The sequence below is a fragment of the Promicromonospora panici genome, assembly GCF_900608595.1.
GTDB classification, from domain to species: domain Bacteria; phylum Actinomycetota; class Actinomycetes; order Actinomycetales; family Cellulomonadaceae; genus Promicromonospora; species Promicromonospora panici.
Map to the genome: position 1 here is coordinate 69,654 of NZ_UWYY01000019.1, position 25,524 is coordinate 95,177.

The 25,524-nt window shown below is 71.9% G+C and carries 17 protein-coding genes; 15 read left to right on the forward strand and 2 right to left on the reverse strand.

Going from position 1 to position 25,524, the window contains the following annotated elements; genetic code table 11:
* The first annotated feature begins 186 nt into the window (after nucleotides 1-186).
* The 10 genes from EW117_RS21540 to EW117_RS21585 all read left to right on the forward strand — a co-directional run bounded on the left by EW117_RS21540 (nucleotide 187) and on the right by EW117_RS21585 (nucleotide 15,881).
* The gene (locus EW117_RS21540) at nucleotides 187-1,779 is read left to right on the forward strand and encodes a sugar ABC transporter ATP-binding protein (RefSeq protein ID WP_129788751.1); all 1,593 of its coding nucleotides are present in this window, start codon (nucleotides 187-189) and stop codon (nucleotides 1,777-1,779) included.
* Entirely contained in the window at nucleotides 1,776-2,846 is a 1,071-nt protein-coding gene (locus tag EW117_RS21545; protein ID WP_242504433.1) for an ABC transporter permease, read from the forward strand. The genes EW117_RS21540 and EW117_RS21545 overlap by 4 nt, the downstream gene beginning before the upstream one ends.
* Entirely contained in the window at nucleotides 2,843-3,841 is a 999-nt protein-coding gene (locus tag EW117_RS21550; protein WP_129788752.1) for an ABC transporter permease, read from the forward strand. The genes EW117_RS21545 and EW117_RS21550 overlap by 4 nt, the downstream gene beginning before the upstream one ends.
* Nucleotides 3,842-3,852: 11 nt before the next feature.
* Nucleotides 3,853-4,866: a rhamnose ABC transporter substrate-binding protein gene (gene rhaS / locus EW117_RS21555; RefSeq protein WP_129788753.1), complete on the forward strand. Its 1,014-nt coding sequence runs from the start codon at nucleotides 3,853-3,855 to the stop codon at nucleotides 4,864-4,866.
* Nucleotides 4,867-5,098: 232 nt separating this feature from the next.
* Entirely contained in the window at nucleotides 5,099-7,102 is a 2,004-nt protein-coding gene (locus EW117_RS21560; protein ID WP_129788754.1) for an N-acetylmuramoyl-L-alanine amidase, read from the forward strand.
* A 195-nt stretch (nucleotides 7,103-7,297) separates the two neighbouring features.
* Entirely contained in the window at nucleotides 7,298-8,473 is a 1,176-nt protein-coding gene (gene rhaI, locus EW117_RS21565) for an L-rhamnose isomerase (RefSeq protein WP_129788755.1), read from the forward strand.
* Nucleotides 8,470-9,447 carry an alpha/beta hydrolase fold domain-containing protein gene (locus EW117_RS21570; RefSeq protein ID WP_129788756.1) on the forward strand — a complete coding sequence of 326 codons (978 nt, stop codon included), beginning with the start codon at nucleotides 8,470-8,472 and terminating at the stop codon, nucleotides 9,445-9,447. The genes rhaI and EW117_RS21570 overlap by 4 nt, the downstream gene beginning before the upstream one ends.
* Nucleotides 9,444-11,531 (forward strand): bifunctional aldolase/short-chain dehydrogenase, encoded by a 2,088-nt coding sequence (locus tag EW117_RS21575; RefSeq protein WP_129788757.1) that lies wholly within the window; start codon nucleotides 9,444-9,446, stop codon nucleotides 11,529-11,531. Before EW117_RS21570 ends, EW117_RS21575 begins: the two co-directional genes overlap by 4 nt.
* A complete protein-coding gene (locus EW117_RS21580) occupies nucleotides 11,528-13,045 on the forward strand; it encodes a rhamnulokinase (RefSeq protein ID WP_277986483.1) in 1,518 nt (505 codons plus the stop codon). Before EW117_RS21575 ends, EW117_RS21580 begins: the two co-directional genes overlap by 4 nt.
* Nucleotides 13,046-13,067: 22 nt before the next feature.
* Complete coding sequence (locus tag EW117_RS21585) at nucleotides 13,068-15,881, forward strand: family 78 glycoside hydrolase catalytic domain (protein ID WP_207211982.1); 2,814 nt, start codon at nucleotides 13,068-13,070, stop codon at nucleotides 15,879-15,881.
* A gap of 47 nt (nucleotides 15,882-15,928) precedes the next feature.
* On the opposite strand, the gene EW117_RS21590 is transcribed toward EW117_RS21585, so the two are convergent.
* Together EW117_RS21590 and EW117_RS21595 are read right to left on the reverse strand one after the other, a co-directional pair.
* The gene (locus tag EW117_RS21590) at nucleotides 15,929-17,110 is read right to left on the reverse strand and encodes a substrate-binding domain-containing protein (RefSeq protein ID WP_129788758.1); all 1,182 of its coding nucleotides are present in this window, start codon (nucleotides 17,108-17,110) and stop codon (nucleotides 15,929-15,931) included.
* Complete coding sequence (locus tag EW117_RS21595; protein WP_129788759.1) at nucleotides 17,107-19,062, reverse strand: heparinase II/III family protein; 1,956 nt, start codon at nucleotides 19,060-19,062, stop codon at nucleotides 17,107-17,109. The genes EW117_RS21590 and EW117_RS21595 overlap by 4 nt, the downstream gene beginning before the upstream one ends.
* 171 nt (nucleotides 19,063-19,233) lie before the next feature.
* Here EW117_RS21595 and EW117_RS21600 point away from each other — a divergent pair, with 171 nt between their 5' ends.
* From EW117_RS21600 to EW117_RS21620, 5 genes are all read left to right on the forward strand, one after another.
* The gene (locus tag EW117_RS21600) at nucleotides 19,234-20,256 is read left to right on the forward strand and encodes a hydroxyacid dehydrogenase (RefSeq protein ID WP_242504434.1); all 1,023 of its coding nucleotides are present in this window, start codon (nucleotides 19,234-19,236) and stop codon (nucleotides 20,254-20,256) included.
* Nucleotides 20,253-22,226, forward strand: coding sequence for a DUF2264 domain-containing protein (locus tag EW117_RS21605; RefSeq protein WP_129788760.1), 1,974 nt, complete (start codon nucleotides 20,253-20,255; stop codon nucleotides 22,224-22,226). Before EW117_RS21600 ends, EW117_RS21605 begins: the two co-directional genes overlap by 4 nt.
* A gap of 67 nt (nucleotides 22,227-22,293) precedes the next feature.
* Nucleotides 22,294-23,589 (forward strand): extracellular solute-binding protein, encoded by a 1,296-nt coding sequence (locus EW117_RS21610; RefSeq protein ID WP_129788761.1) that lies wholly within the window; start codon nucleotides 22,294-22,296, stop codon nucleotides 23,587-23,589.
* A gap of 137 nt (nucleotides 23,590-23,726) precedes the next feature.
* Nucleotides 23,727-24,680 carry a carbohydrate ABC transporter permease gene (locus EW117_RS21615; protein WP_129788762.1) on the forward strand — a complete coding sequence of 318 codons (954 nt, stop codon included), beginning with the start codon at nucleotides 23,727-23,729 and terminating at the stop codon, nucleotides 24,678-24,680.
* Entirely contained in the window at nucleotides 24,680-25,519 is an 840-nt protein-coding gene (locus tag EW117_RS21620) for a carbohydrate ABC transporter permease (protein ID WP_129788763.1), read from the forward strand. Before EW117_RS21615 ends, EW117_RS21620 begins: the two co-directional genes overlap by 1 nt.
* Nucleotides 25,520-25,524: the final 5 nt, after the last annotated feature.

The following is a 25,524-nucleotide window of genomic DNA, read 5'->3' on the forward strand; positions in this document are numbered from 1 at the left end:
ACTGGTTCGGGCAGCGTTCACCCCTGATTGGCCAAGGGTTCCGTAAGTGCAACAGCACGGCAACGGACTCGCCGGAAGTTCTTGACGCTCTGACCTCGCAGGTCTATCTTCCGAAGTACCCGTTTGAACGATTCAACGGGTAGCCCAGCGGTCACCGCCGACCGCCCGCACGCTCGACGGAGAGATATGCCGAACGCCGCACCGACGCTGCGCCTCGAGGGAGTTGCCAAATCCTTCGGACCCGTGGCCGCGCTCCGCTCCGGCACCCTGGTGGTCCAGCCGGGCAGCATCCACGCCCTGGTCGGAGAGAACGGCGCGGGCAAGTCCACGCTGGTCAAGATCGTGGGCGGCGTGCACCGCCGCGACGCGGGAACCGTCGAGCTCGACGGCGAGCCCGTCGACTTCGCCGGACCCGCCGAGGCCAAGACCGCCGGCGTCGCCGTGATCCACCAGGAGCCCGCGAGCTTCCCGGACCTGACGGTCACCGAGAACATCTTCCTGGGCCGCGAGCCGCTCGGCAGCCTCCGCCGGATCGACCGCCGCGCCATGCGCGACGGCGCCCGCAAGCTGTTCCGGGACCTCGGCGTCGACCTCGACCCGGACCGTCCCGCCGAGGGCCTGTCCATCGCGGACCAGCAGATCGTCGAGATCGCCAAGGCGATCTCCCTCGATGCCCGCCTCCTGATCATGGACGAGCCGACGGCGGCACTGAGCGCCGTCGAGGTACGCCGCCTGTTCGGGGTGGCCCGGGGTCTGCGTGACGCCGGCCGCGCCGTCGTCTTCATCTCGCACCGCCTCGACGAGGTGGCCGACCTCTGCGACACGGTCACCGTCATGCGCGACGGCGAGCACGTCTCGACGGACGCAGTCGCCGACGTCACGTCCGACGAGCTGGTGCGGCGCATGGTGGGCCGCGCGGTCTCCGAGCTCTACCCCAAGGTGCCGAGCACGGTCGGCGAGGTGGTGCTGCGGGTCGAGGGGCTGGAGTCCACCGGCACCTTCCACGACGTGTCCTTCGACGTCCGGGCGGGCGAGATCGTCGGCCTGGCAGGCCTCGTCGGCGCGGGGCGCAGCGAGATCGCCCGCGCGGTGTTCGGCGTCGACCACTACTCCGCTGGGCGCGTCGTCGTCGGCGGGCGGACGCTGCGACCGGGCGACCCCGCCGCGGCGATCGCCGCGGGCGTCGCCCTCGTCCCGGAGGACCGGCGCCTGCAGGGCCTGGTCACGGAGTCGTCGGTGAGCCGCAACGTTTCCTCGGTCGTGCTTCGACGACGACGCGGCCCGAGGGACGAGGGCGGCGTCCGAGGAGAAGGGCGCGAAGGCCCTGCGCGACGTCGCTTGGCCCGCCTCGGCATCCTGCTGCCCGACGCCGAGGCGCGCCTCGCGCGCGACTGGTCCGGCCGGCTCTCGGTGAAGGCCGGGGCGCTGGACGCGCCGGCCACCACGATGAGCGGCGGCAACCAGCAGAAGGTGGTGCTGGCGAAATGGCTGGCCACCGACCCGAAGGTACTCATGGTCGACGAGCCGACCCGCGGCATCGACGTCGGCACCAAGGCCGAGGTGCACCGGCTGCTGTCCACCCTGGCGGCCGAAGGGCTGGCCGTCCTCATGATCTCGTCCGAGCTGCCGGAGGTACTGGGCATGGCCGACCGCGTGCTCGTGGTGCGCGAAGGGCGCATCGTCAGCGAGCTGACTCGCGCCGAGGCGACGCCGGAGGCCGTGATGCGCGCGGCGACACCCGGCGCGTCCGCGGAGCAGGCGTCCGGGGGTGCGGCATGAGGACGGTGCTCCGCCGCCGCGAGGCCGGCATCGCCCTCGTCCTCCTGGTGGTCATCGGTGTGACCACGGCGATCCAGCCCGGGTTCCTGCTCAGCGGGGGCGGCTGGCGCGACCTGCTGCTCACGCCGTCGATCCTGGTGGTGCTCGCCGTCGGCCAGGCGGTGGTCGTGATCACGCGGAACGTCGACCTGTCGGTGGGGTCGGTGCTCGGGCTGACGGCCTACCTGACCGGCCGGCTGTTCATCGATGTCCCCGACCTGCCGATCGTGGTGGTGGCGCTGGTCGCCGTCATCACCGGCACGCTGCTGGGCCTGGTCAACGGTGCCATCGTGGCCTTGGCCCGGGTGCCCGCCCTCGTCATCACGCTCGGCACCCTGTACGTCTATCGCGGGGTGACGCTGACCTGGGCCGGCAGCGACCGGATCGACGCCGGCGACATGCCACGCACCTTCCTCGCCCTGGGCACCCGGCAGGTGCTGGGGATCCCCGTGCTGACGATCGTCGCCGCCATCGTGCTGGCCGCCGTCGGCTACTACATGTACACCTCGCGGGGCGGCCGGCAGCTGTACGCCATCGGGTCGGACCCCGACGCCGCGACGCTGCAGGGCCTGCCCGTCCGCCGTCGGCTGCTGTGGGCGTTCGCGCTGAACGGTGCGCTCGCCGGCCTGGCCGGGGTGATGTTCGCCGCCCGGTACGGGACGGTGTCCTCGGGTGCGGGAACCGGCATGGAGCTGCAGGTCGTCGGCGCCGTGGTGGTGGGCGGCGTCGCGATCTTCGGCGGCAGCGGCACCGTGGCGGGCGCCGCGCTCGGCGCGATGCTGCTGCTCACGATCAACCGGGCCCTGCCCGTCGTCGGGATCCCCGACTTCTGGCAACGCGCCGTGGTGGGCGCGCTCATCATCGGCGCCATCGCGCTGGACCGCGTGCTCGCGAACCGCCGCTCGCGGCGCCTGGCCGCCGAACGAGACGCCGGACCGCCCGGCAGCGCCGGACCGCCCGACGGGTCCCGGCCAGAACAGACGCCGCCCGGCGCAGGCCCGAGCGACCGCGAGGAGGCGACCGCATGAGGACCCACGCCCGCCCGTGGTGGCAGCGTGCGCTGCTCACCCGCGAGATGCTGACCATCCTGATCCTGGTCGTGGCCTGGATCGTCGCGGCCTCGGTCGTGCAGGGCTTCGACGGCCCGCTCACCATCACCTACCTGGTGCTCGACGTCGCCCCCGTGCTGCTCATCGCGCTGCCGATGACCCTGATCATCGGCACCGGGGAGATCGATCTGTCGGTCGCCTCGGTGGTGGGGCTCTCCAGCGTGACGTTCGGGCTGCTGTACCAGGCGGGGCTCGGGCTCGGCGTGGGGCTGCTGGTCTCGGTCCTGCTGGGAGCGGTGTGCGGCGCGGTCAACGGGGCGCTCGTCGCCTACGGAGGCCTGCCCTCGCTGGCCGTCACCATCGGCTCGCTCGCCCTGTACCGGGGCCTGGCCGTCGGCCTCCTCGGCACGACGGCGGTCACCGGCTTCCCCGAGTCCTGGACCGACGGCGCCACGGAGAACCTCGGAGAGTCGCCCTACCCGGTGATCACCCTCGGGCTCCTCGCGCTGATCGCCGTGTTCGCGGTCCTGCTGCACGCGACGCCGTTCGGCCGGAACGTGCTGGACATCGGCCGCAGCCGCGAGGCCGCCCGGTTCTCCGGCGTCGACGTCAAGCGGACCCTGCTGATCCTGTTCGTGCTGTCCGGCGCGGTGTCGGCGCTTGCGGGCGTCTACTACACGCTCCGCTACGGCAGCGCCCGCGGCGACAACGCGACGGGACTGGAGCTGCAGGTCGTCGCGGCCGTGCTGCTCGGCGGCGTGTCGATCTTCGGCGGGCGCGGCGCGATCCACGGCGTGGTCGCGGGCGTCCTGCTCATCGGGGTGCTCGGCAGCGCGCTGCGCCTGGAGAGCGTCACCGTCAACGTCATCAACATCGTGATCGGCGCGGCCCTTGTCGTGTCGGTGGTCGCACCGCGCATCGCGGGCGGCTTGAGAGTTCGACGGCGGAACCCCGCCGTCGGGCAAGGAACATAGGGAGACGGACGATGAAGTTCACATCTGTGCTCGCGGCCGGAACGGCCGCCGTGCTGGCACTGGGGCTGACCGCGTGCGGTTCGAGCGACGACGGGGGCGGTGGTGGCACCGAGGACGTGACCATCACCATGCTGCCCAAGAACCTGGGCAACCCGTACTTCGAGGCGTCGACGGCGGGCGCGGAGGAGGCGGCCGGGGAGCTGGGCGCCACGGTCGAGGAGGTCGGGCCCGACACCGCCTCGCCCGACGCACAGGTGCCGTTCATCAACACCGCCGCGCAGCAGGGCGTCGCCGCGCTGGTGGTGTCGGCCAACGACCCCACGGCGATCGGCGACGCGCTGCAGGAGGCACGGGACGCGGGCACCAAGGTGGTCACGTTCGACTCGGACACGGAGCCGCAGTTCCGCGACCTGTTCGTCAACCAGGCCTCGGCAGAGGGCATCGCGGACAAGCAGCTCGAGCTGATCTCGGACCAGATCGGCGGTGAGGGCGAGATCGCGATCCTGTCGGCGTCGGCCAACGCGACCAACCAGAACGCATGGATCGCGCTGATGGAGGAGAAGCTCGCCTCCGACTACCCGGACATCGAGCTGGTCGAGACCGTCTACGGCGACGACGACGACCAGACGTCGTTCGACAAGACCGCGGCGCTGCTCCAGTCGCACCCCGACCTGAAGGGCATCGTCTCGCCCACGACTGTCGGCATCGCCGCGGCGGCGCGCTACGTGTCGACGTCGGAGTACAAGGGCAAGGTCGCCGTGACCGGGCTCGGTACCCCCAACCAGATGCGCGAGTACGTCGAGGACGGCACCGTCGAGGCGTTCGCGCTGTGGAACCCGACCGACCTGGGCTACCTGGCGACGCAGGCCGCCGCCGCCCTCGCCGCGGGCGACATCACGGGCGAGGAGGGCGACACCTTCGAGGCCGGCCGCCTCGGCGAGTTCACGGTGGGGGCAGACGGCGAGGTGCTGCTCGGCGAGCCGTTCGTGTTCGACGAGAGCAACATCGCGGACTTCGACTTCTGACCCCGCCGCCCGACGTCCTGGTTGTGAGCATGATCGTTGCGCCTGAAACGGGCGTGCAGCCACAACTTCACGCTCACAACCAGGAGGGGCTGATACGGCGGGAGCGGGCAGGAAGTTCACCCGCGTTCCCGGGGTGAAAGCCGGGTCGACGGCGCTCGGGTGCGCCTAGGGTCCCTGTGTTATTTGTGTCGTTTGCGCTGGCGCGAGCGACACTCGACACGAGGAGGACTTTGTGGCTCGGCACGCGGCAGCACAGGCATCGCGATCGAAGCTAGGGGCTTCGGTCGCCCGCACCGTGGTGGGCAGGACGATCATCCTCGGCGTGGCGCCGGCGATAGTGCTCGGCGGCGCGCTCGCGCCGACGGCGACGGCGGAGACGCTGGCGCCCGCGCTCGAACCCGAGGGGACCTCAGCCGTCCCCAACGCCACCGACTCGGCGCTCCCGGAGACCGGCACCGCCGAGGCGACCGTCGACGTTCTCGAGGTCGCTGCCGCCCCCGAGGCGGGGAGCGAGCCGGTCGAGGACGTCACCGCGACGGAGCCCGAGCCGAGCGCCGAGACCGGCGAGGTGGCCGACGGCGAGATCGTGCTCGACACCACCGACGCCGAAGGACGCATCGCCGGCACGGTCGAGGCGCCCGGCGGCTTCCAGACCGTCGGCGCGTCGTGGCCGGCTCCCATCGACGGCCTGGTTCCCGAGCTGCAGGTGCGCGCCCGCGCCCTGAACGGCACCTGGGGCCCGTGGGCAGTCCTCGAGAAGGCGCCCCAGGGCGCCGACGAGGGTTCCGCCGTCATGGCCTCCGACCCGGCCTACCTGGGTGAGGCCGACGCGGTGCAGCTCGCGACCGTGGACGAGACGAAGGCGGTGCCCGAGGGGGTCGAGCTCAGCCTCGTGTCCTCCGAGGCGACGACGATGTCCGCGGCGAGCACGTCCGGTGAGGTGGCGCCGGCGTCCGCGACGGACGGACCGACCATCATCACGCGCGAGGAGTGGGGCGCAGCGCCCCAGTGCGCCGACCCGGGCAGCGGTCCCACCTGGTTCCCGGCCGAGGGTGGCCTCAAGGGCGCCACGGTGCACCACACCGTCAACCCGAACGACTACAGCACCGTCGCCGAGGCCATGCGGGCCATCCGCAACGACCAGGCGTACCACCAGCACACCAACGGCTGGTGCGACATCGGCTACAACTTCCTGGTCGACAAGTGGGGCAACATCTACGAGGGGGCCGACGGCAGCATCGAGGAGCCGATCATCGGCGCCCACGCAGGGGGCTTCAACACGGGCACGGTGGGCATCGCGATGCTCGGCACCTTCACCACCGAAGCGGGCGTGACGCCGTCCGCCGCGCAGCAGGACGGCGTGGCGCACATCGCGGGCTACCGGCTGGCGGAGTACGACATCAACCCGGACGAGTCGGCGACCTTCACGGCCGCCAGCTCCGGCGGTCGTTTCGCAGCGGGTCAGCAGGTGACGCTGCCGCGCATCTTCGGCCACCGCGACACCCACTACACGGAGTGCCCCGGCACACTCGCCTACCCGCTGCTCCCGGGTATCCGGGACAAGGCGGCGCTGTACGCGGAGCAGTACAACGCAACGGTGGAGGAGAAGCACGTCAACGTGGTCCAGGCCGTCTACATGGACAGCCTGGGGCGCGCGGCCACGGCGAGCGAGATCGACTTCTGGGCGGAGAAGGTCGAGGACAGAGGCACGGGCCCGCTGGCGGACGCGATCGAGGTCTCTACCAAGTACCGCTCGGCGCGCATCGTCTCGGCGTACGAGGGCACGCTGGGCTACACGCCGTCGTCGTCGGCGATCTCCACCCACCTTGAGGCCATCAAGAAGGGCACCCGGGTGATCGACGAGGTCGAGCTGTTCCTGCTGGGCAACCCGAAGTACTACAGCCGCGTGGGCGGCACGGACAACGCATACGTGACGGCGCTGTACCGGCACATCCTGCACCGCTCGCCCACGGCGTCCCAGCTCCAGCACTGGACGGACCGTCTGCCGACCCTCGGTCGCGCGGGCGTCGCGAACTCGCTGTGGAAAAACCCCCAGGCGGTGCGGCTGCGGATCGCGGCGGCGTACCAGCACTACCTGGGCGTCGCACCGACGGCGTCGCAGGTGGACTTCTGGGAGGCCAAGCTGGCGAACCACGCGGGCCTGAGCGAGGCTCCGCTGCGTCGCGGCCTCATCGTGTCGGGCAAGTACACCGCCCGCGCGGACGCGCTGTACTGACCCCAGGCCGCACGGCGGCGGCTGGTCGGTAGGAAGTCAGGTGATCGGTAGTTCGAGCTGCCGATCACCTGACTGCTTGCCGATCAGCGCGCTGCTCCCTGTCACGCCTCTTGACCGCCTGCCGTCGTCGGAATAGGGTCGCACTGAATCGTTTCAAGGTTGTGCACGAGGAAGTGCGCGGAGAGGAAGGACGCCATGGCGGCATCCACACGGACCGAGGTGGCCAAGGCCGCGCTCCGGCAGCAGACGATCGAGCTGCCGTCGTGGGCGTTCGGCAACTCTGGCACCAGGTTCAAGGTCTTCGGTCAGCCGGGCGTGCCGCGGGACCCGTTCGAGAAGCTGGCGGACGCCGCCCAGGTGCACCGGTACAGCGGAGTCGCGCCCCGGGTCAGCCTGCACATCCCGTGGGATCTCGTCGACGACTTCGGCGTCCTCGCCCGGCACGCCGAGGACCTGGGCGTGCAGATCGGCATGATCAACTCGAACGTCTTCCAGGACGACGACTTCATGCTGGGCTCGCTCGCGCACCCCGATCCGCGCGTCCGCACCAAAGCCGTGGACCACCACAAGCAGTGCATCGACGTCATGCGGGCCACCGGGTCGAAGGACCTCAAGGTCTGGCTGTCGGACGGCCTCAACTACCCGGGCCAGGACTCGATCAGCGCCCGCCAGGACCGGATCGCCGAGTCCCTGAGCGAGATCTACGGCGCGCTCGACGACGACCAGCACATGGTGCTCGAGTACAAGTTCTTCGAGCCCTCGTTCTACGTCACCGACGTCCCGGACTGGGGCACGTCGCTGCTGCACGTCATGGCCCTGGGGGACCGGGCGAAGGTGGTGCTCGACACCGGCCACCACGCCCCCGGGACCAACATCGAGTTCATCGTGGCCCAGCTGCTGCGGCAGGGCCGCCTCGGCGCCTTCGACTTCAACAGCCGCTTCTACGCCGACGACGACCTCATGGTCGGCGCCGCGGACCCGTTCCAGCTCTTCCGGATCATGCACGAGATCGTGCAGGCCGGCGCGCACGCCCCGGACAGCGGGGTCAACTTCATGCTCGACCAGTGCCACAACATCGAGCCGAAGATCCCCGCCCAGATCCGTTCGGTGATGAACGTCCAGGAGGCGACGGCGAAGGCGCTGCTCGTCGACGTCGAGGCGCTGACGGCGGCCCAGCTGTCCGGTGACGTGCTCGGCGCGCACGGCGTGCTGATGGACGCGTACAACACCGACGTCCGGCCGCTCGTCGCCGAGGTGCGTGAGGGGATGGGCCTCGACCCGAACCCGACCACCGCCTTCGCGGCGTCGGGCTACGCCGAGAAGATCGCCGCTGAACGCGTCGGAGGCGCGCAGGCCGGGTGGGGCGCGTGAGCGTCGTCGTCGGCGACCGGGTGCTCGCCGGCCCGCACGGCGACCTGCGCGTGCGGGTCTACGAGCCGGCGGCCGACGCCGGGCGCGTCGCCGGTCTGGTGTGGGCGCACGGTGGTGCGTTCATGCACGGCGATCTCGATATGCCCGAGGCGGACTGGGTCGCCCGGAGCCTCGCGGATGTGGGCGTCGTGGTGGTGAGCGTCGAATACCGGCTCGCGCCCGAGTTCGACTACCGGGACCCGGCCGGCTCGGCCGCCGTCGGCGGGGTGCGGTTCCCCGTCGCGTCGGAGGAGGTCACCTTCGCCTACGGCTGGGCGCGGGACGCCGGTCTCGGTGTCGGGCCCGAACGGTGGTCACTGGGCGGGGCGAGCGCCGGCGGCAACCTGGCGGCCGGCGCCTCTCTGCGCCTGCGCGACGCGGGCGGGCCGCAGCCGCGCTCGGTCGTGCTCGCCTATCCCGTGGCGCACTACGAGCTCCCGACACCGAGCCCGGAGCTCGCCGCGAAGATCGCGGCACTGCCGCCGGAGCGGAACTTCCCGCCCGAGGCGATGCGTGCGATGGGCGCCAACTACCTCGGGCCCAGCGACCTCCCGGTCTCCCCCTACGCCCACCCCGGAGGGCAGGACCTGCGGGGTCTGCCGCCCACTCTTGTCGTCACGTCCGACCACGACGCGCTGCGCTCCTCCGGCGAGGCATACGCCGCTGAGCTCGCCGCAGCCGGGGTCGACGTGCTGCTCGTCCGCGAGGACAGCACCTATCACGGCCACCTCAACGAGCCCGACACCGCCGGCGCGGCCCGCAGCATCGCGCGTCTCGCGACCTGGCTCACCGTCGACGGGCTCGTCGGCACGCCGCACGAAGCACCGCACCAGCACGACGCAACGCCCCCGCCGGCGGAGCTCGTCGAGACCCGGGTCTCGACGAGCTCGACCAGCGAAGAGGACCGACCCGAAACGGAAGCAGCAGCCCGATGACGAACCAGACCGCCGACGCCACAGACGCCCCGACCGTCACCTCGCTCGTCGCCCGCTCCAACCGGCTGGGCGCCGACCCGAGGAACACGAACTACGCGGGTGGCAACACGTCCGCGAAGGGCACCGCCACCGACCCCGTGACGGGCGAGCCCGTCGAGCTGCTGTGGGTCAAGGGATCCGGCGGAGACCTGGGCACGCTCCAGCCCCAGGGCCTGGCCGTGCTGCGGCTGGACCGCATGCGCGCGCTCGTCGACGTGTACCCGGGCCTGGACCGCGAGGACGAGATGGTCGCCGCGTTCGACTACTGCCTGCACGGCAAGGGCGGCGCGGCGCCGTCGATCGACACGGCCATGCACGGCCTGGTCGACGCCGCCCACGTGGACCACCTGCACCCCGACTCCGGGATCGCGGTCGCCGCCGCGGCCGACGGCGAGGCGATCACCCGGGAGATCTTCGGCTCCGATGTCGTCTGGGTGCCGTGGCGCCGCCCCGGGTTCCAGCTCGGGCTGGACATCGCTGCGATCAAGGCGGCGAACCCGCAGGCCATCGGCTGCGTCCTGGGCGGGCACGGCATCACGGCCTGGGGCGACACCAGCGAGGAGTGCGAGGCACGCTCGCTCGACATCATCCGGCGCGCCGAGGCGTTCATCGCCGACCGCGCCGCGGCCCGGGACACGCACCCGTTCGGGCCCGTGCGCGCCGGCTACGAGCCGCTGCCTGACGCCGAGCGGCGGGCGCGTGCGGCGGCGCTCGCCCCGGTGATCCGCGGCATCGCGTCGGCGGACGCCCCGCAGGTGGGCCACTTCACCGACTCCGACGTCGTGCTGGACTTCCTGGCGCGCGAGCGGCTGCTGCCGCTCGCGGAGCTCGGGACCTCGTGCCCCGACCACTTCCTGCGCACCAAGGTGAAGCCGCTGGTGGTGGACGTGCCGACGTCGGCGACCGTGGAGGAGACGGTGACCGCGCTGCGCGCGGCGCACGAGGCGTACCGGGCGGACTACGCGGCGTACTACGAGCGGGGTGCCGCCGCGGCGCGGGCGCGCGGCGAGGAGCCACCCGCGATGCGCGGTGCCGACCCGGCGATCGTGCTGGTCCCGGGCGTGGGCATGTTCTCGTACGGGCGGAACAAGCAGACGGCGCGCGTGGCCGGCGAGTTCTACGTCAACGCGATCAACGTGATGCGCGGCGCTGAGACCATCTCGACGTACGCGCCGATCGCGGAGGACGAGAAGTTCCGCATCGAGTACTGGGCGCTCGAGGAGGCGAAGCTGCGGCGCATGCCCGCGCCCAAGCCGCTGGCGACGCGAGTCGCCCTGGTGACCGGGGCGGCGTCGGGCATCGGCAAGGCGATCGCTAGCCGGCTGGCCGCCGAGGGCGCGTGCGTGGTCGTCGCGGACCTGGACGCGGGGAAGGCGGCGGAGGCGGCTGCGGAGCTCGGCTCGGCCGACGTCGCCGTCGGGGTGGCCGCGGACGTGTCGTCGGAGGCGGCCGTGCAGGCCGCGGTGCGGGAGGCGGTGCTGGCGTTCGGTGGCGTCGACCTCGTGGTGAACAACGCGGGGCTGTCCCTGTCGCGGTCGCTGTTCGACACCACCGAGGCCGACTGGGACCTCCAGCACAACGTCATGGCCAAGGGCTCGTTCCTGGTTTCACGTGAAGCGGCGCGGGTGCTGGTGGACCAGGGCCTGGGCGGCGACATCGTCTACATCTCGTCGAAGAACTCCGTGTTCGCCGGGCCGAACAACATCGCCTACTCCGCGACCAAGGCCGACCAGGCGCACCAGGTGCGGCTGCTGGCCGCCGAGCTGGGCGAGCACGGGATCCGCGTGAACGGCGTGAACCCGGACGGTGTGGTGCGCGGGTCGGGCATCTTCGCCGGCGGGTGGGGCGCGCAGCGGGCCGCTGTGTACGGGGTGCCGGAGGAGAAGCTCGGCGAGTTCTACGCGCAGCGCACGCTGCTCAAGCGCGAGGTGCTGCCCGAGAACGTCGCGGCCGCCGTCTTCGCGCTCTGCACGTCCGACTTCTCGCACACGACAGGCCTGCACGTCCCGGTCGACGCGGGCGTGGCGGCGGCGTTCCTGCGGTGAGTACGTCGCTGGACGGCGCGGCGCCGGTGGTCGAACCGCTCAAGACCCCTGCCTTCGTCGCCGTCGACCTCGGGGCGACGTCGGGCCGGGTGATGCTCGGAGTGCTCGACGGCGGGCGGGTCGAGCTGGTCGAGTGCGGCCGGTTCGCCAACGGTCCCGTCGACTCCGGCGACGGCCTGCGCTGGGACATCGAGTCGCTGTGGGCCGGGATCCTCGACGGGCTGCGCGCCGCCGGCACCCTTGCGGCACGGACCGGGGTCGAGATCTGCGGCATCGGGGTGGACTCGTGGGCGATCGACCACGGGCTGCTCGGGCCGGACGGCCGCCTCGTGGGGGACCCGTGGTGCTACCGGGACGCCCGGACCGATGGCGTAGCGGACCGCGTCTACGAGCGCATCCCCTTCGAGCGGCACTACGCCGTCAACGGCCTGCAGCACCTGCCGTTCACCACGGAGTTCCAGCTCGTGGCGGGGGCCGACGGCGGGCTGGGCTCGGCCGAGTGGGCCCGCGCCTCCCGCCTGCTGCTCGTGCCCGACCTGATCACGTACCGGCTGACCGGACGGCAGGTCGCGGAGGTGACGAACGCGTCGACGACCGGGATGCTCGACGTCCGGACGCGAACCTGGGCATCCGGCCTCCTGGAACAGCTGGTCGGCGAGTACCCCGGGCTCTCCGGGCTGGGCGAACGGCTACCGGAGCTCGTGGAACCGGGAACCGTCGTCGGTCCCCTGACGGACGTGGTGCGCGAGATGACGGGCCTCGGCCCGGTCCCCGTGTTCGCCGTGGCCTCCCACGACACCGCGTCCGCCGTCGTCGGGACGCCGCTGCCGGAGGAAGGCACCGCCGCCTACATCTCCTCCGGGACGTGGTCCCTGGTCGGGGTGGAGCTGCCAGGGCCCGTGCTCACCGACGCGAGCCGCGAGGCGAACTTCACCAACGAGCTCGGCGTCGACGGCACCGTCAGGTACCTGCGGAACGTCATGGGGTTGTGGATCCTCGACGAGTGCGTCCGGGAGTGGACGGCGGCGGACTCGCCGGGTGCGAACGGGCCTCCGGTCGACCTCGACGTGCTGCTCGCGGACGCGGCGGCCGAGCCGGGCGGCCGGTGCCTCCTCGCCGTGGACGGCGACGAGTTCCTGGCTCCCGGCGACATGCCCGCCCGGGTGCGCACTGCGATCCGGCGGTCCGGGGCCGAGGTCCCCGACACCCGGGCGGCGCTGGCCCGGGTCGTGCTGGACAGCCTGGCGGAAGCGTACGCCGGGGTGGTTCGGCAAGCCGGTGAGCTGGCCGGGACCGAGATCCGGGCCGTGCACGTGGTGGGCGGCGGCTCCCGGAACGAGCTGCTCAACCGGCTCACGGCCCAGGCGTCCGGGCTCCCCGTGATCGCCGGCCCGGCCGAGGCGACGGCGCTCGGCAACGTCCTGGTCCAGGCGCGCGCGTCCGGCGTCGGACCGCAGACGCTCGCGGGCCTGCGGGCCGTGGTTCGCGAGAGCACGGATCTGCGCATGTTCTGAAACCCGAGTGGAAAGGAAGACCATGTCACCGAACAACGACGTCCGGCACTCCTGGCTCCGAGCTCTTCTCGCCGCGGCGACCGCCGCGGGTATCACCGCGGCCGGCGCGCCCGCGCCCGCGGGCCCCGCTGCCGCGGCGCCCGCACACGCCGCCATGTCAGCGCAATCCACGGCCCCGCTCCGGCCGACGGCCCTGGCTGTGGGGGATCAGGCCCGCCCGCTGAACGTCGAGGGCACACCGCTCTTCGGCTGGCAGCCGCGCGACCGCGACCCCGGCGAGGTCCAGACGGCCTACCAGGTGCGGGTCCGCGAGGCGGCGACCGGCCAACAGGTGTGGGACTCCGGACAGGTGTCGTCCGACCAGCAGTCCTACGTCGAGTACAACGGCCCGGCACTGGCGCCGGGGGCCGCATACACGTGGCAGGTGCGCACGTGGGACCGCACGGACCTGGCCTCGCCCTGGTCGCCCGCCGGCCACTTCGAGACCGGCATCGGCGACGCCGACTGGGAGGGCGCCTCCTGGATCCGGCGGGCGACTACCGAGGCCGACGACTACACGCTCGCGCGGACCGAGGTGACGGTTCCCGACGGCCGGGTGGTCCGTGCCCGCGCGTACACTGCCGCGAACCACACCTACGAGCTGTTCCTGAACGGCCGTCGGGCGGATCGTGGCGCATCGTTCGGCTACCCGGGCGAGGGCTACTACCAGGCGGCGGACGTCACGGACCTGGTGCGGGCCGGCGAACGGCTCGCGATCGGCGTCCGCTACCACTGGTACGGCGCCGGACAGGGCCGCCCGGCGGCAGAGCGCGGTCTGCTGCACAAGCTCGTGATCGAGCTCGCCGACGGCACACGCCAGGTGGTGACCACAGGCGGCGACTGGACGGTCGCGCGTGACACCCGGTTCGTCGCCGGTGCGGATCGCCGCAACGGCGAGGGCGACCGCATCGACCACCAGGACGGGCGCGGCATCGTCGACGGCTGGGCCGAGCCGAGGTTCGACGACGGCGCCTGGGCGCCGGCCGACGTCGTCGGGGCGCACCCGACCGCGACGCTGAGCCACCTGACCGGGCAGGAGACCCGGATCGTCGAGCGGCGCGTGCGCCCCGAGCGGATGCTGACGGCCGACGACGGTACGGTCGTCGCGGACTTCGGCCGGGTGATCCCGGCGCGCGCGGTGGTCCGTTTCGACGACGGCGAGGCCGGCCGCACCGTCCCGATCCGGGCCGGGTACGAGCTGACCGAGGACGGCCGGGTAGACACGTCGACGCTCTCGACGCAGGGCACCGACATGTCGTTCCCGTACGTGCAGACCGACGGCCGACAGACCTACGAGGCGTTCACGCACCTGGGCTTCCGGTACCTGGAGATCCCGGCCGCGGACGAACGAATCGGCCGCCAGGACGTCGCGGCGGTGCTGGTGCACACCCGGACCGAGGGTCCGGTTGCCCGGTTCGACAGCTCCGACGGAACCCTCGACGCGGTGTGGGACATGATGCAGCGCTCCGCCCTGTGGTCGGTGCAGGAAGCGTTCGTGGACACCCCGACCCGGGAGAAGGGGCAGTTCCTGGGCGACGCTGCGAACATCTCCTACGCCACCATGCAGGGGTTCGGCGAGCGGGACGCCACGCAGCAGGCGATCCGGGAGTTCTTGGCCTCGCAGGACCGGTTCTGGGCGGACGGGGACCGCGCCGGCCGGTACAACGCGGTCTATCCGAATGGTGACGGCGGGCGGGACATCCCGGACTACACCGAGATGTTCGTGAACTGGGTCTGGCGGTGCTACGAGGTCACGGGCGACCGGGCGCTGCTCGAGGACGCGTACCCGGCGATCCTGGAGACCGCCGGGTACGTGCGCCGGCACATCCCGGACGACGGCCCGACGGCGGGCCTGGTCACCGACCTCTCCGGGGGTAGCGGCGCGTACCGGTACGGCATCGTCGACTGGCCGGAGCCGGGGCGGTTCGGCTACGACATGGACACGTCGGCACGGACGGTCATCAACGCGCTGGGCGTGGAGGTGCTGCGGCGGACGGCGGACATGGGCGAGGTGCTCGGCCGGCCGGCGGGCGAGGTCAGCGACCTGCGCCGGGCCGAGCACGAACTGGTCGATGCCATGAATGCCGCGCTCAGGCGGCCGGACGGTGCGTACGTGGACGGGCTGCTCGCCGACGGCACGCAGAGCGCGCACGCCGGTCAGCACGCGACGTCGTACGCCGTGGCGTTCGGGGTGGCACCGCGGGAGGACCTTCCCGAGCTGGCCGACCACCTGGTGTCGATGGGCATGAAGCAGGGCCCGATGACCGCGCACTGGCTGCTCGACGCGCTGGCCGCGGCCGACCGGCCCGACGCCGTGCTCGCCCTGCTGACCGCGCCTGACGACTTGGGGTGGGCGCGGATCCTGGACCAAGGCGGGACGTTCACGTGGGAGGCGTGGACGCTCGACGAGGGGTCCAACTTCAGCCAGTCCCACGGGTGGGGGGCGCAGGCCGCCGTCGACGTGATGGAGACGATGCTCGGGGTGCGGCCCGGGGCGCCGGGCGGGGTGAGCGTCGTCGTGGCGCCGCCGCGGACCGGGCTCCGGCACGCTTCCGGCTCCGTACCGACGCAGCGCGGCGAGGTATCGGCGTCGTGGCAGCGCACCAGGCACGGCGTCCGCCTGGAGGTGGATGTGCCCGTCAACATGACGGCGCGCGTGGAGCTCCCGGTGCTCGATGGCGTGCGGTACCGGCCGACCGGGCGTGACGAGGCCCGGTTCCTCGGGGTCGACGACGGCGTCGCCGTGTTCGAGGTCGGGTCGGGCGAGACACGCTTCGTTCCTGAGTCGGTGCGCTGAGTCGGTGCGCTGAGTCGGTGCGCTGAGTCGGTGCGGTAGCGGTCGGCTCAGGCGCGGGGAGCGCTCGACGCGCGGACGATCAGCCGCGGGCTCAGCTCGATGCGGTGCACCGGCCGGTCCGCCCCGGTCACCGCGTCACCGCCGTCGCTGTCGCGCGAGGCGGCGGCGTCCGCCCGGGCGGCAAGCCGGCGCGTCAGGAGCTCCAGCGCGCCCGCTCCGATCGCCGCCTTGGGCGGCCGCACCGCGGTGAGCGGAGGATCGGCCAGGCCCGCTACCTCGTCGTCGTAGGCGACCATCGCGAGGTCCGCCGGCACGTGCACGCCGCGCTCCTGCGCCTGCTCCACCAGCGAGATCGCCTCCCGGTCGGAGTGCACCAGGAGCGCCGTCACCCCGGCCTCCGCGCACCTGTCGAGCACGGAGGCGGCCTCGTCGGTCCAGCCGGCGTCGAACAGCGGCACCGTCTCCAGGTCGAGCGCGACCTCGAGCCCCAGTTCGTCCGCCACCGCCAGAAAGCCGCGCCGGACGGCGGCCGACGTCGGGCTCGTCCGTGACGTCACCAGCCCCACCCGTCGGTGCCCGCGCTCCGCGATGTGCCGCGTGGCCATTCCGGAGCCGAGTGCGTGGTCGGTGGCCACCGACTCCAGCGGCTCGCGGTACGGGCCCGTCGCCAGTCGCCGCTCCATCAGCACCACCGGGAGGCTCAGGCCGGCCAGCCACTCGCCAAGCTCGGCGGCCTCGGGCCCGTCGACGGGCGGTGCCACGAGCAGGCCGTCGACGCCTGGTCCGCCGTCGTCCCCGACGAGCGCGGCCACCTGGCGCCGCACCTGGTCGACCTCGTACGACGCGCCTCGCAGGATCAGCCGCGCACCTCCGTGCGCGGCGTCCCGCGCGCCGCGGATCACCTCGGGCCAGTAGTAGTCGATGGACGGTACGACCATGCCGATCGTCAGCGGGTCGGCACGGCCCGCGGACGCCAAATCGGGCTGAGCAATCCCCGTGCCGGCGCCGGTGTGCGCTCCGAGGCCCGCGGCGCGGACCGGGATCCGGGCGCCGCCGTGCACCTTCTCCAGCGTGCCCTCGGCGACGAGCAGGGCGAGGTCACGCCGCACGGTCACGGGGGTCACGCCGAGCGCGCGCGACAGGTCGCTCACCCGCGCCGAGCCGGTCTCCCGCACCCGCGCGATGAGGCGCGCCCGACGCTCGCTCGGGAGCGGCGCTTCGTCCGTCATGCATCCTCCTGCGGTCCGGACCCGGTGGGTCCCATGGTCACCCGGAACGTGCCCGACTGCGCCTCCGCGCGCGCCGTCAGCCGTAACCGGGTCAGGTGCTCGCCCCATACTGCCGCCAGCTCCGGGTCGTCGAGCTCACGCACGTCGAGCGCGGCGTCGACGGCCTCAGCGTCCCAGGTGAGGGCAAGCGCGCGGGCCGACCGCGGTGTGTCGTCCGGGGTGAACCGGACCACCGCGCGGCCGGGGGCGAGTGTGACGTCGCCGGCGAGCAGCCAGTGCCACGCCGTCGGGCCGTCGGTGGCTACCGGCGAACCTGCGTCCGAGAAGGTCCACGAGTCCTCGACCGTCACCACCTCGGCACCCGGATCGAGGGTGACCTCGCGCCACCACTGCTCGAGCCCGTCCACCAGGTAGGCCCCGGCCAGATCCAGCCCGGCCCGCCAGGTCCCGACTGGCGACTCGTCGCCGAACGTAGGCTTCGTCGCACTATCAGGGCTCAGAGAGCGACCAGCCCTACGTTCGGCGCCCGCGCCGGCATCGGACACCTCGAAGTCGCGCGCCGCGAACTGTTCGCCCGGCGCCTGCTCCACCCCGCGGATCCGGGGGACGTTGTGCCAGTCGCCGCGGACCACCCATAGCTCGTACCGGTCCGGCCCGAAGGTCCCGGCGCGGTAGGTGGGCTTGCCGGCGTCGACCACGTGTGGCACGCCGTCGAGCGCCACGATGACCGAACCGACGTCCACGTGGTTGTGGTTCTCGCCGTTGTGGCCGCCCTTGACCGACACCGCGAGCCCGCGCGTGGAGCCGGGCGCCGTGCGTGCCACCGCCACCCCGGTCGAGGGGAGGACAACCCGTCCCACCAGGGGCGACGGGGTGGCGGGGGCGCCGGCCCAGGCGGTGTCCGACAGCGTCCGGACGGCGCGGGGGAGCGAGTCGCGCTCGTCGAACGGGCCGCCCGGCAGCCCGCGGTACGACGCCGCGTGCCGGGCCGCTTCGTCGTCGCCCACCCGCAGGGCCCACGTGTGCACCACGTTCCATGGCCAGGTGGCGAGCGGGCGTGCCGCGCCGTCGGCGACGTTGACGTACCAGTCGCCGCCGAGATGCATGGAGTGCGGGAAGGCGACGGTCGCGCGGATGCGGTCCAGTGCTTCCGGCTCCGGCTCGATCCCGGCGCACCCCAGCAGGTCCTGCGCCTCGAGCGCGCGGGCGGCGCCCTGCCACCAGTAGTGATAGCCCTCGTCCACCCCGCCGTCGGCGGGCAGCGAGGCCCAGTAGGCGGCGATCCCCTCCGCCACGAGCGCGGAGACTACCCGACGCCGGTCCGGGTCCTCCTCCAGCGCGAGGTTGGCGGCGAGCACGTTGCCCTGGATCCACGGGCTCCAGTTCATGATCGGGTGGTCGACGCCGAGCCACCACCAGTCGCGCCGTTCGCTGAACGGCCGCAGCACCCGGGCCTGCGTCTCCAGCCGGATGCGCCAGCGCACGCCGGGCGCGCGGTCGTCGAGCGCGGGCCCGAGCAGGTGGTCGATCCACGCGAGCTGCGCGGCGACCTCGCCTGCGCCCAGGTCGAGATACGGCTCGGTGACCGTGGGCGTGACGCGGCCGAAGCGGTCGTGCGTGTCGTCGTGCGCGGCCCAGCACCAGGTCGACTGCTCGCACAGCAGGAGCACACCGTCGACCACCTCGTCGATGCGATCGACGCGCGGGTCGTGCAGCGCTGCCAGCGTGGCGCGGGTCAACCGTGAGTGCCGGGCGGCGACCTGCGCTTCGTAGACCGTGCGGTCGCCGTCACGAAAGAACCGGGCGTACTGCGAGGCGAGGGTCTGCGGCCAGGGGGTGCCGCGCTCGGCGTCCGCCGCCGTGAGCACGGGCGCGAGAGCCTCGGTGACGTGGCCGGACACCCAGAAGCTCCGGTCCGTGACGTCGGGAGCGGGCAGCGACGCTGCTGTCATGTGCTGTTCCTCCAGTGATCGAAAATGATCGTATAGGAACTCTTCGAAAGGTGCCAGGGCTTGCCAAGTGCCGTGTCCTAGGCTTCAATGGGCACCGGCCGATCGTAGTTGATCGGAATTGTTCGTCTGGACGGCCGGGCGAACGCGGACTCGAAGGAGAGGAGCGCGGTGGTGCGGCGACCTGAGGCCCTGCTCGTCATGGACGACCGGGCGCGGAGCATGCAGTTCGGTCCCGACGAGGACACCCGGCTGCGTGCGCTCGCGACGCTGGGCGAGCCGGTGCGCGTCACCGCCTACGACACCCCGGAGGCGAAGGAACGTCTGGCCGACGTCGAGGTGCTGCTGACCTCGTGGGGAGCTCCCCGGATCACTGCCGACGTGCTCGACCTGGCCCCGAACCTGCGCGCGGTGCTGCACTGCGCCGGCACGGTCCGGCCGCTCGTGTCCGACGCCGTCTGGGAGCGCGGGCTGCTCGTCACCAACGCGGTGGCCGAGAACGCGCTGCCGGTCGCGGAGTTCACGGTGGCCGCGATCTTCATGGCAGGAAAGAAGGCGCCGTTCCTCGCGAACCTTGCCCGCACGCGCCGTGACGACTGGTCCTACCTCGGCGACCACGGCATCCTCTCGAACCGGGAGCGCACCGTCGGGATCGTCGGGTTCTCCCGGACCGGGCGGCAGGTGGTGGCCCGGCTGACCGTGGCCGGCTCGGGTCCCGAGACCCGCGAGATCCTCGTCGCCGACCCGTTCGCGGACCCGGCGGTCGTGGCTGCGGCGGGCGGGCGGCTGGTGCCCCTCGACGAGCTGCTCGCGTCGTCCGACATCGTCTCCCTGCACGCCCCTGAGCTGCCCTCGACGCGCCACCTGATCGGCGCACGCGAGCTGGCCCTGATGCCGGACGGCGCCACGCTGATCAACACCGCCCGCGGCGCCGTCGTGGACACCGCCGCGCTGGAGCGCGAGTGCGCGACCGGCCGCATCTACGCGATGCTCGACGTCACCGAGCCGGAGCCGCTGCCGGCGTCGTCCGTGCTGTACGACCTGCCGAACGTGATGATCACCCCGCACATCGCGGGCTCGCTCGGCACCGAGGCACGCCGGATGACGGCCGCCGCACTCGACGAGCTGGAGCGGTACGCGCGGGGCGAGGCGGCGCGCAGCGCGGTGACGCGCGCGGACATGGAGTTCGTCGCATGACCCGCCACGTGTCCGATGCCCAGGTCAACCCGGTGACTTCTGCGCCTGACAGGTCGGGGGCCACCGGGCCCGAGGCGCGCGCCTGGCTCGCCTCCTACGCCGACGGGCTCCTGGCCGCGGTCCAGCCGTACGTGTCGCCGAGCGGGTCGCTCATCACGCTGCCCGGCACGCCGGGCGGGTACGGCACCGCCGTCGACGGCCTCGAAGGCTTTGCGCGGACGTTCCTCCTCGCCGGCTTCCGGCTCGCGGGGGAGGACGGGGCGGACCCGCATCATCTCGCCGAGCGGTACGCGGCCGGCCTGGCCGCGGGCACCGACACCGCACATCCCGAGCGCTGGACCCGGCCCGAGGAGCACGGCCAGGCCAAGGTCGAGGCCGCCTCGCTCGCCCTGGTCCTCGACATGACACGGCCCTGGATCTGGGACCGCCTGGCACCCGACGTGCAGGAACGCACGGTGGAGTACCTCGGCTCGGTGGTCGGTGACCGCGACTACCCGGACAACAACTGGGTCTGGTTCCGGATCGTCGTCGAGACGTTCCTGCGGTCGGTCGGCGGTCCGTTCTCCGCCGACGACGTCGCCCGCGACCTCGCCGCGCACGACCGGTTCCGCCGACCGGGCGGCTGGTTCGCCGACGGACCCGAGCGGAGCTTCGACCACTACGCCGGCTGGGCCCTGCACCTTTACCCCGCGCTGTGGCAGCGGATGCCGGGTGCGGCGGAGGTCGCGCAGGCGGCGGGTGACGACCTGGCCGTCCGCTCGGCGTCCGACCGGGAGCACCTGGCGCGCTACCTCACCGACGCGCTGGCCCTCGTCGGGTCCGACGGCGCTCCGCTCCTCCAGGGCCGCAGCCTCACCTACCGCTTCGCGGCCGCCGCGCCGTTCTGGGCCGGTGCCTTCGCGGGCGTCGGCCGGCCGGGGCAGCTGCGCGAGGCGGCGACCCGCATCGTGCGGCACTTCGCCGACCACGGCGTGCCGGGTCCGGACGGGCTCCTCACGCTCGGCTGGCACGGCCCATGGCGTCCCATAGCGCAGCGGTACAGCGGCCCCGGCTCGCCGTACTGGGCGAGCAAGGGCCTGCTCGGCCTCGCACTCCCCGCCTCGCACGAGGTGTGGACGGCTGCCCCCGAGCCGCTCCCCGTGGACGACGGCGACGTGCTCGCGATCGCCGCCGCGCCCGGCTGGGCGATCAGCGCCACGCGCGACGACGGGATAGTCCGCGTCATCAACCACGGCACCGACCACGCGCTGCCCGGGGCCGACGGCGGCGACTCGCCGCTGTACGCGCGGCTCGGCTACTCGACCGCGACGTCCCCGCTGCTCGACGCCGACGCCTGGACCTCACCGCTCGACCAGGCGGTGGTGCTGCTGAACACGCAGAACGAGGCAACTCACCGAACAGGCTTCACCCCCCACCCCGTTGAGTGCGGGACATTCGCCCCGTCCGACCCCTCCGACAGGGCGAATGTGCAGCACTCAACGGGCTCGGGTGAGGTCGTTGCGCTCGGTTCCACGGCCGACGCGCACTGGGTCGAGGCCGATCTCTCCGTCCCCGATCACGGGTCCGGGCGGCCGGGCTCGTCGACGCCGGCGGGCCGGATCACCACCGTCTCGATCGTCCGGGGCGCGTGGGAAGTCCGTCTGGTGCGGGTCGAAGGCTCGGCCGAGGCGGCCACGGCGCTGCGGATCGGCGGGTGGGCCGCCGGGCCAGAGCTCGCCTCGGCCCTGGTCCCGCTGTCGGGCGACGTCGCGCCGGTCTGCGGCGAGACGACCTCCGACGACGCCACCCCGCTCGCCGGGCCGACGACCACCCCCTGGCTGCGGTACGCCCCGGTCCCTGCCGGCTGGGTCGCCGCCGCCGTACACCTGGCGCGCACGCCCGCCGTCGGGCACCCACAGCTTGACCTCACCACCGGACAGGCCGCCGTGACCTGGCCGGATGGCAAACGGACCACGGCAACCCTGCCCTGACCACCCACGCGCTCCCGATGGACACCATCGAGGTCGTGGGACAGCAATCACTCGAAGGAGAGTAGAGATGAACCGCAAGATCATGAGCGCGGTCGGCGTCGCTGCCGCCGCGTCGCTGGCCCTGACGGGGTGCGGCGGAGAGACCGAGCCCGAGGCCGCCGAAGGCCCGGTCACCATCACCCTGGCCGGCTGGGACTTCGCGTCCACGCCGGAGTTCCAGACGCTCGCGGACGCCTATCACGAGGCGAACCCGGACGTCACCGTGGAGCTCAAGGAGTACCCGGCGGGCGAGGAGTACGACACGGCGCTCACCGCCGACCTGTCTGCGGACGCGGCGCCAGACGTCTTCATCGTGAAGAACCTGAAGAACTACGTCACGTTCCAGGAGGGCGGCACGCTGCTCGACATCTCGGACGTGGCAGCCGAGCTCGACCCGGCGACCGGCGGCCTGGAACCGATGGCGGTCGACGGCGCGACCTACGCGGTGCCCTACCGCCAGGACTCGTGGTTCCTGTTCTACAACAAGGAGCTGTTCGAGAAGGCAGGCGTCGACCTGCCCGACGGGTCCTGGACCTGGGACGACTACGCCGAGGCCGCGGAGACGCTGACCAAGGAGATCGACGAGAAGGAGGTCATGGGCACCTACCTGCACAGCTGGCAGTCCACCGTGCAGGGCTTCGCGCTCGCGCAGACCGAGGGGGCGGCGCTGGACAGCGGCGACTTCTCGTTCCTCGCGCCGTACTACGAGCGCGAGCTCGCGCTGCAGGACGCCGGCGCGCAGCCGTCGTACGCCACGGTCACCACGAACGAGCTGACCTACCAGGCGCAGTTCGGCACCCAGAAGGCAGCGATGATGCCCATGGGCTCGTGGTACATCGGCACGCTGGTGGCCGAGCAGGAATCGGGTGCCGCCGAGACGTTCGAGTGGGGCATCGCGCCGATCCCGCAGCTCGACGAGTCGACGACGGGTACCGAGAACACGCCGGTCACCTTCGGCGACCCGACCACGATGGGCATCAACGCGGGGATCGACGAATCGAAGATCGAGGCCGCGAAGGGCTTCCTGAAGTTCGCCGCCGGCCCCGAGGGCGCCGCCGCACTCGCCGGGATCGGCATCACGCCGGCCCTGATCGACGACACCGTGGCCGACGAGATCTTCTCGCTGGAGGGTGTGCCGCAGGACGACCTGTCCCGCTTCGCCTACACGACGCACGAGACGCTGCCGGAGAACCCGGTGGGTCAGAACACATCGGCCATCCAGACCATCCTGGGTGAGACGCACTCCGCGATCATGTCCGAGTCCACCCCGGTGGACGAGGCGATCACCGAGGCCGAGGAGCGCGTCGCCAACGAGGTCGGCTGACCCCTAGCGCGGTAAGGCCATGGTTGTGGGCGTGATCGTTGCGCCTCAAACGGACGCGTAATCGCAACGATCACGCCCACAACCAAGAGCTTGTCGCGGGTTCCGGACCATCCCGTCTTCCCGGAGGAGAAAGACCCATGACGACACCGGTCGTCGGCAACCAGCGGACCCTCGGGTTCTCGCAGCCCGCACCCCAGCAACCGCTCAGGAAGCCACGTACGTCGCTCAAGCTGCGCAACGCACTGGTCGGCTGGACGTTCATCCTGCCGAACTTCCTCGGCTTCGCGGTGCTCACCCTCGGCCCGGTGCTCGCGCTGTTCTACTTCTCGCTGACGAGCTGGAACATCTTCGGCAACGCGGAATGGGTCGGCCTCGAGAACTTCACGCGGCTGGTCGAGGACAAGAGCTTCCACAAGGCTCTCGGCAACACCTTCTACTACGCCGCCCTGCACATCCCGCTCACCATCGTGGTGTCCCTGTGCCTGGCGCTGCTGCTCAACCAGAAGCTGCGCGGTGCCGCGTTCTTCCGCACCGTGGCCTTCTTCCCCTACATCACGTCGATCGTCGCGGTCGCCGTGGTGTGGAACATGCTGTTCAGCCCCGAGTTCGGGCCGATCAACCAGTTCCTGAGCCTGTTCATCGACGGCGACCTCCCCGGCTGGACGGTGTCCAAGGACTGGGCGATGCCGGCCGTGATCATCGTGGGCACCTGGAAGGACATGGGCTACTACATGCTCCTGTTCCTGGCCGGCCTGCAGACCGTGCCGGGTGAGCTGCACGAGGCCGCCCGCATCGACGGCGCCAATGCCTGGCAGCGGTTCTGGAACGTCACGCTGCCCTGCTTGCGGCCCACGATGTTCTTCGTGACGGTCATGGTCACCATCCAGAGCTTCAAGGTCTTCGACCTGATCCTCGTCATGACTGACGGCGGTCCGGGGCAGTCGAGCCTCGTGCTCAGCCAGTACATCTGGCAGAAGGGCTTCGAGCAGTTCGAGCTGGGGTACGCCTCCGCCGTCGCCGTCGTCCTGTTCCTTATCTGCATCTCCGTGACCGTGGTGCAGTTCCTGTACAACAAGCGGAAGGAGGCGTGATGGCCGCCCGCACGTCCCCGCTCCAGAGGTCCGGCCGGGTGCTGCTCTACGCGGTGATGATCGTCGCCGCGGCAGGCATCATGTTGCCGTTCATCTGGATGGTCGTCTCGTCCCTGAAGATGAACAACCAGGTGTTCACAGCACCGGTGCAGTGGATCCCGGACCCCGTGCAATGGCGTAACTACGTGGATATCTGGGCCAAGGCCGACATGGTCACCTGGGTGCGCAACACGCTCATCGTGTCGGTCGCTGTGACGTTCCTGCAGGTCCTGACCGGCAGCTTCGCCGCCTACGGCTTCGCCAAGATGCGTTTCCCCGGGCGCGATGCCCTGTTCCTGCTGTACATCGGGACCATCGCGGTGCCCTGGCAGTCCTACATGATTCCGCAGTTCCAGATGATCTCGGGCTGGGGGCTCAACAACACCCTCTTTGCGATCATGCTGCTGCAGGCGTTCGGCGCCTTCGGTGTGTTCCTCATGAAGCAGTACTACGAGTCCATCCCCGACTCCCTGTCGGAGGCGGCGCGCATCGACGGGCTCTCCGAGTACGGCATCTGGGCGCGGATCATCCTGCCGCTGTCGGTTCCGGCCCTTGCCTCGCTGACGATCATCACGTTCGTCCAGACCTGGAACGACTACCTCGGTCCGCTCATCTACCTGCGCGACCGCCCGCTGTGGACCATCCAGCTCGGCCTGCAGTCGTTCGTCGGGGAGTACAACGCCGAGCACGCGCTGATCATGACGGGATCCGTGCTGTCCGTGCTGCCGATCGCGCTCATCTTCTTCCTCGGCCAGCGGTACTTCGTCGAAGGCATCGCGACGACGGGCGTGAAGGGGTGAGCACG

What these genes read in the sequence shown, in the direction of transcription:
- EW117_RS21545 (WP_242504433.1), top strand. Translation starts at nt 1,776, where the DNA reads ATGAGGACGGTGCTCCGCCGCCGCGAGGCCGGCATCGCCCTCGTCCTC.
- EW117_RS21575 (WP_129788757.1), top strand. Translation starts at nt 9,444, where the DNA reads ATGACGAACCAGACCGCCGACGCCACAGACGCCCCGACCGTCACCTCG.
- rhaS (WP_129788753.1), top strand. Translation starts at nt 3,853, where the DNA reads ATGAAGTTCACATCTGTGCTCGCGGCCGGAACGGCCGCCGTGCTGGCA.
- EW117_RS21590 (WP_129788758.1), bottom strand. Translation starts at nt 17,110, where the DNA reads ATGACGGACGAAGCGCCGCTCCCGAGCGAGCGTCGGGCGCGCCTCATC.
- EW117_RS21550 (WP_129788752.1), top strand. Translation starts at nt 2,843, where the DNA reads ATGAGGACCCACGCCCGCCCGTGGTGGCAGCGTGCGCTGCTCACCCGC.
- EW117_RS21610 (WP_129788761.1), top strand. Translation starts at nt 22,294, where the DNA reads ATGAACCGCAAGATCATGAGCGCGGTCGGCGTCGCTGCCGCCGCGTCG.
- EW117_RS21615 (WP_129788762.1), top strand. Translation starts at nt 23,727, where the DNA reads ATGACGACACCGGTCGTCGGCAACCAGCGGACCCTCGGGTTCTCGCAG.
- rhaI (WP_129788755.1), top strand. Translation starts at nt 7,298, where the DNA reads ATGGCGGCATCCACACGGACCGAGGTGGCCAAGGCCGCGCTCCGGCAG.
- EW117_RS21605 (WP_129788760.1), top strand. Translation starts at nt 20,253, where the DNA reads ATGACCCGCCACGTGTCCGATGCCCAGGTCAACCCGGTGACTTCTGCG.
- EW117_RS21620 (WP_129788763.1), top strand. Translation starts at nt 24,680, where the DNA reads ATGGCCGCCCGCACGTCCCCGCTCCAGAGGTCCGGCCGGGTGCTGCTC.
- EW117_RS21595 (WP_129788759.1), bottom strand. Translation starts at nt 19,062, where the DNA reads ATGACAGCAGCGTCGCTGCCCGCTCCCGACGTCACGGACCGGAGCTTC.
- EW117_RS21585 (WP_207211982.1), top strand. Translation starts at nt 13,068, where the DNA reads ATGTCACCGAACAACGACGTCCGGCACTCCTGGCTCCGAGCTCTTCTC.
- EW117_RS21540 (WP_129788751.1), top strand. Translation starts at nt 187, where the DNA reads ATGCCGAACGCCGCACCGACGCTGCGCCTCGAGGGAGTTGCCAAATCC.